This window comes from Micromonospora solifontis (assembly GCF_003725545.1).
Lineage (GTDB): Bacteria > Actinomycetota > Actinomycetes > Mycobacteriales > Micromonosporaceae > Micromonospora > Micromonospora solifontis.
In genome coordinates this window covers 1-5,193 of sequence record NZ_RJLN01000161.1, presented here as the reverse complement: position 1 = coordinate 5,193, position 5,193 = coordinate 1, and the positions used below count along the sequence as shown (strand labels likewise).

Genomic DNA, 5,193 nt, shown 5'->3' with positions numbered 1-5,193 from the left:
CCCGCCCCGGACCCGGCCCGGCGTGCTCGCCGGCCCGCCGCTCGGCGGCACCCCGCACACCGGCCGGGCCACCTTCTACGACGCCGGGAGTGGCGGCGGCAACTGCTCCCGCCCCGGCCCGCCCGCCAACCGGTTCTACGTCGCCCTCGGCCCCGACGAGTACGCGGCCGGCGCGGCCTGCGGCGGCTTCCTCGACGTCACCGGCCCGAAGGGCACCGTGCGGGTCCTCGTCATGGACCAGTGCCCCGAGTGCGAACCCGGCCACCTCGACCTCTCCGCCGAGGCGTTCGCCCGGATCGCCGACCCGGTGCAGGGCATCGTGAAGGTGAGCTACCGGGCGGTGGTCGACCCGCCGCTGCCCGGCCCGCTCACCTTCCGGATGAAGGAAGGCTCGTCACAGTGGTGGTTCGCCGTCCTCGTCGGCGACCACGGCAACCCGCTCCGCGCCGTCGAGGTACGCCAGGGCGGCGCCTGGCGCACCGCGGCCCGGCAGGACTACAACTACTGGCTCATCGACTCCGGCGCCGGACCCGGCCCGTACACCATCCGGGTCACCGACGTGTACGGCCACCGCGTCACCGCCAACGGCATCCGCCTGCTCCCGGGCCGGACGCAGCACAGCACCGTCCGGATGTACGGCGGCAGCGCCACCGCGACCCGGTCGGCGGCGCCCACCCGCACGCCGTCCGCCCGGCCCAGCCCTCGGCCGTCCACCACCGCCGGCCCGTCGACCGCCCCGGCCGCCAGCCCCACCGTGCTGGACGCGGAGGTCGCGGCCGCCCCCACCGAACCGGTACGCGCCGGCTGCGGCTGACCGCGCCGGCCGCCGCCCGTGTGCGGTGGCGGCCGTCGACGGGTCAGGCCGCCGCGTCCGCCAGGTCGAGCCACATGAGGACCTCGTCCCGGTCGTCGCCCGGGCCGACCCGCAGCGCCGCCGGCAGCCGTCCCACCTCGCGGTAGCCGAGACGGCCGTAGAACTTCTCCAGCCCCTGCCCACCGCGGAGCGTGACGTGCAGCGCCGACCAGCCCAGCTCCGGCGCGCGCCGCGCCGCCTCCCGCATCAGATCGAGGCCGTACCCCCGGCCCTGGGTGTCCGGGTGGACCATGACCCGCTTGAGGATTCCCCAGTGGTTCTTCAGGTGGAACCGGTTGTCGGCGAGGACGAGCACCGCCACCGGTCGCTCGCCCGCGTAGCCGACCAGCAGCCGGTCCGGGCCGTCGGTGACGTCGGCGAAGGTCCGCTCGGCGACCGGCTGCACCTCGGCCGCGGTGACCGGGGCGACGAAGCCGACCGCGCCCCCGGCGTTGGTGGCGTCCACCCAGAGGTCGACGAGCTGCTCACGCAGGGCCGGGGTCAGCTCGGGGTCGAGAACGAAGCGCAGGTCCACGCCGCCATCCTGCGGGAGTGGCGTGGCGTGAACCCGCTTTGGTGATCCTCACGACACTGCTCTTGGTGCGGGAGAGGGGAGTCGAACCCCCACGTCCTTTCGGACAATAGGACCTAAACCTATCGCGCCTGCCTGTTACGCCACTCCCGCGGACTCGCTGAGTCTAGAGTGTCGCGCCGAAGCGGTCTGCAGTCCGCCCCGGCGCAGATCGACCGCCCCGGTGGCGGCCCCGGCTGGCGGGTTGCGGCATGTCGCGGCGATTCGGCGACCGGAAGGCGCGACATGCCGCAACCCGGGGTCGACTGAAACCCGGGGTCGACTAATCAGTCGAGCCCGAGGTCGCGGCGCAGCTTGGCGACGTGGCCGGTGGCCTTGACGTTGTAGAGCGCCCGCTCGATCTTGCCGTCGGCGTCGATGACGAAGGTGGAGCGGATCACGCCGGTGACGGTCCGGCCGTACATCTGCTTCTCGCCGTACGCGCCGTAGGCGGTGAGCACGGCCTTGTCGGTGTCGGCGACCAGCGGGAAGGTGATGGCGTCCCGGTCGCGGAACTTGGCCAGCTTATCCGGCTTGTCCGGCGAGATGCCCACCACCTCGTAGCCGGCGGCCTGGAGCGAGGCGAGCGAGTCCCGGAAGTCGCAGGCCTGCTTGGTGCAGCCGGGCGTCATGGCGGCCGGGTACGCGTACAGGATGACCTTGCGGCCGCGCAGGTCGGCCAGGGAGAGCGTCCCGCCGCTGTCGGTGGGGAGGGTGAACTCGGGGGCGGGATCGCCGGGGTTGAGGCGGTCGGTCATGGCGGAGACGATACCGCCGCCGGGGCGGCCCGGGCGGGTGACGGCGCGCGGTCGGCGTGATGATCACCATGGCTTGTTGCAAGGTATTGGCAACAACGGTCCGCCACAAATAAGCTCGGCGGGTGGAAAACCTGGCGATGCACATCTCGAACGGGATCATCGACGGTCCCGTCGCCGCGATCTTCGGGGCGCTCGCGCTCGCCGTACTCACCTTCTGCGTGCTGCGCGGGCGCCGCGACCTCGACGACCGGCTGGCCCCGATGGCCGGCCTGGTGGCCGCGTTCATCTTCGCCGTGCAGATGCTCAACTTCCCGATCTTCACCGCCGGCGTCAGCGGCCACCTGCTCGGCGGCGTGCTCGCCGCCCTGCTGGTCGGCCCGTGGGTCGGGGCGCTCTGCGTCGCCGTGGTCCTGATCGTGCAGGCCCTGGTCTTCGGCGACGGCGGGGTGGCCATGCTGGGCCTCAACATCACCAACATGGCGATCATCGGCACCGCCGCCGGGTACCTGCTGATCGCGCTGCTGCTGCGGGTGCTGCCCCGCACCAATGCCGGCCTCGCGATCACCGCCTTCGTCTCCGCGCTGGTCAGCGTGGTCGTCGCCAGTCAGGGCTTCGTGCTGGAGTACTGGCTGGGCGGCACCACCGACCTGGGCGGCAACCTGGCCGGGCTGGCCGGCACGATGGCCGGCGTGCACCTGCTGATCGGCATCGGCGAGGGCCTGATCACCGCGACCACCGTGGTCACCGTCGCGAAGGTCCGCCCCGATCTGGTGTACGCGCTGCGCGCCCGCCGTCCGGTCGCGCCGGCCGCCCCCACCGTCCCGGTCGCCGGAGGTGCCCGATGAGCAGGCGTTCCTGGCCGTTCGTCCTCGGCGGCCTGCTGATCGCCCTGCTGCTCGCCGGCGTGGTCAGCAACTACGCCTCCGCGCACCCGGACGGGCTGGACTCGTCCCTGCTCAAGGGCTGCACGGTGAACGCCGAGGGGGAGATCACCGGCGGTAGCTGCCCGGCGCAGAAGTCGCAGCGGCACGAGTTGTCCGACAGCCCGCTCGCCGACTACGGCGTCCGGGGGATCAGCAACGGCTTCCTCTCCACCGGCCTCTCCGGCGTCCTTGGCGTGCTGCTCACCTTCGCCCTCGGCGGCGGCCTGTTCTGGCTGGCCCGTCGCCGCGGCCCGGCTCCCGCCGGCGCGAGCGCCGCGCCGGGTGGCGGGCCCGCCGGGACAGACCGGCCGGCGTCGCGCGCCGGCAGCGCCGGCTGAGGGGGTACGCCACCGATGGGTGCCGGGCACGCGCACGTCCTCTACCGGGAGTCCACCTCCGCGGTGCACCGCCTCCCGCCCGAGGTGAAGATCACCGCGATGGTGCTGTTCACCGTCGCGGTGGTCGCCACGCCGCGGGAGGCGTACTGGGCCTTCGGCGGGTACGCCGTGCTGGTCGCCGCCGTCGCCGCGCTGGCCCGCGTCGGCCCGCGCTGGCTGCTCAGCCGGGCGCTGATCGAGCTGCCGTTCGTGCTGTTCGCGTTCGCGCTGCCGTTCCTCGGCACCGGGGAACGGGTCACGGTGGCCGGGCTGAGCCTCTCCGTGGACGGCCTGCACGGCGCGTGGAACATCCTGGCCAAGGGCACCCTCGGCGTACTCGCGTCGCTCCTGCTGGCGGCGACCACGACGACCCGTGACCTGATCGTCGGCCTGGACCGGTTGCGCTGCCCGCAGGTGCTCACCCAGATCGCCACCTTCATGCTGCGCTACCTGGACGTGCTGGTCGGCGAGGCCCGGCGGATGCGGGTGGCCCGGGTGTCCCGCGGTGACGACCCGCGGTTCCTCTGGCAGCTGCGCGGCTTCGCGGCCGGGGTGGGCGCGCTCTTCCTGCGGGCCTTCGAGCGCGGCGAGCGGGTCTACCTGGCCATGGTGTCGCGCGGCTACACCGGCCGGATGCCGGCGGTCTGGCAGGGCGCGGACGCGGCCACCGCCGGCCAGTGGGCGGCCGCCGCGACCGTGCCGGCGATCGCGGTCTGCATCGCCGCCGTCGCGGTCGTGCTGACATGATCGGGTCCGTGGAGCAGCCGCCCTCCCTGGACGTCCGTGGCGTCCGGTACGCGTACCCCGACGGTCACGTCGCCCTGCACGGCGTGGACCTCACCGTGCCGCGCGGCGACCGGGTGGCGCTGCTCGGGCCGAACGGCGCCGGCAAGACCACCCTGGTGCTGCACCTGAACGGCATCCTCACGCCGACCGAGGGGACGGTCAGCGTCGGGGGCCTGACGGTGAGCCGGGACCGGGACACCCTCGCCGAGGTCCGCCGCCGGGTGGGCATCGTCTTCCAGGATCCCGACGACCAGCTCTTCCTGCCCACGGTCGCCGAGGACGTCGCGTTCGGCCCGGCGAACCTGGGGCTGCGTGGAGCGGAGCTGGCCGCGCGGGTCGACGAGGCCCTCGCCGCGGTGGGGATGAGCGAGCACCGGGACCGGGCGCCGCACCACCTCTCCTTCGGCCAGCGTCGCCGGGTGGCGGTGGCCACCGTGCTCGCCATGCACCCGGAGATCCTCGTCCTCGACGAGCCGTCGTCGAACCTGGACCCGGCCGCCCGTCGGGAGTTGGCGGAGATCCTGCGCGGGCTCGCGGTGACCCTGCTGATGGTCACCCACGACCTGCCGTACGCGGCGGAACTCTGCACCCGTTCGGTGATCCTCGACGCCGGCCGGATCGTCGCCGACGCCCCCACCCTGGACATCCTCACCGACGACGAGCTGCTGGCGCGGCACCGCCTCGAACTGCCGTACGCCTTCGACCCCCGCGCCGCCACCCGCCCCTGACACCCCGTGCGCCCGCCCGGCGGGCGGCGCTGGTGCCCCGCCTGCCTCGCCTGCCTCGCCAAGATCGTGCTCGATCCTGGATGTAGTGGCCTTCGTGTCATGCGGAGGGCCCTACATCCATGATTGAGCATGATCATGCGCCGAGCGCCGAGCGCCGAGCGCCGAGCGCCGAGCGCCGAGCGCCGGGCTCGCGCGAG

General features: G+C 73.7%; 7 protein-coding genes and 1 tRNA gene. 5 read left to right on the top strand and 3 right to left on the bottom strand.

Annotated elements, in window-relative coordinates; translation table 11 throughout:
- On the top strand, window positions 1-814 hold an 814-nt coding region (locus EFE23_RS27385), incomplete at its 5' end, for an expansin EXLX1 family cellulose-binding protein (protein ID WP_123243758.1).
- Between the two features lie 43 nt (window positions 815-857).
- Here the strand turns inward: EFE23_RS27385 and EFE23_RS27380 are convergent.
- The 3 genes from EFE23_RS27380 to bcp form a co-directional block, all read right to left on the bottom strand.
- Entirely contained in the window at window positions 858-1,388 is a 531-nt protein-coding gene (locus EFE23_RS27380; RefSeq protein ID WP_123243757.1) for a GNAT family N-acetyltransferase, read from the bottom strand.
- 63 nt (window positions 1,389-1,451) lie between these two features.
- Window positions 1,452-1,538, bottom strand: a tRNA-Leu gene (locus EFE23_RS27375).
- Between the two features lie 173 nt (window positions 1,539-1,711).
- Window positions 1,712-2,182, bottom strand: coding sequence for a thioredoxin-dependent thiol peroxidase (gene bcp, locus EFE23_RS27370; protein WP_123243756.1), 471 nt, complete (start codon window positions 2,180-2,182; stop codon window positions 1,712-1,714).
- 122 nt (window positions 2,183-2,304) lie between these two features.
- On the opposite strand from bcp, the gene EFE23_RS27365 reads away from it, so the two are divergent.
- From EFE23_RS27365 to EFE23_RS27350, 4 genes are read left to right on the top strand one after another with little or no spacing between them, the layout of a single operon-like run.
- A complete protein-coding gene (locus EFE23_RS27365) occupies window positions 2,305-3,027 on the top strand; it encodes an energy-coupling factor ABC transporter permease (RefSeq protein WP_123243755.1) in 723 nt (240 codons plus the stop codon).
- Window positions 3,024-3,443: a PDGLE domain-containing protein gene (locus EFE23_RS27360; protein ID WP_123243754.1), complete on the top strand. Its 420-nt coding sequence runs from the start codon at window positions 3,024-3,026 to the stop codon at window positions 3,441-3,443. Before EFE23_RS27365 ends, EFE23_RS27360 begins: the two co-directional genes overlap by 4 nt.
- Before the next feature lie 15 nt (window positions 3,444-3,458).
- Entirely contained in the window at window positions 3,459-4,229 is a 771-nt protein-coding gene (cbiQ, locus tag EFE23_RS27355) for a cobalt ECF transporter T component CbiQ (protein ID WP_123243753.1), read from the top strand.
- Complete coding sequence (locus EFE23_RS27350; RefSeq protein ID WP_123243752.1) at window positions 4,226-4,996, top strand: energy-coupling factor ABC transporter ATP-binding protein; 771 nt, start codon at window positions 4,226-4,228, stop codon at window positions 4,994-4,996. Before cbiQ ends, EFE23_RS27350 begins: the two co-directional genes overlap by 4 nt.
- Window positions 4,997-5,193 lie beyond the last annotated feature (197 nt).

What these genes read in the sequence shown, in the direction of transcription:
- cbiQ (WP_123243753.1), top strand. Translation starts at nt 3,459, where the DNA reads ATGGGTGCCGGGCACGCGCACGTCCTCTACCGGGAGTCCACCTCCGCG.
- EFE23_RS27350 (WP_123243752.1), top strand. Translation starts at nt 4,226, where the DNA reads ATGATCGGGTCCGTGGAGCAGCCGCCCTCCCTGGACGTCCGTGGCGTC.
- EFE23_RS27360 (WP_123243754.1), top strand. Translation starts at nt 3,024, where the DNA reads ATGAGCAGGCGTTCCTGGCCGTTCGTCCTCGGCGGCCTGCTGATCGCC.
- bcp (WP_123243756.1), bottom strand. Translation starts at nt 2,182, where the DNA reads ATGACCGACCGCCTCAACCCCGGCGATCCCGCCCCCGAGTTCACCCTC.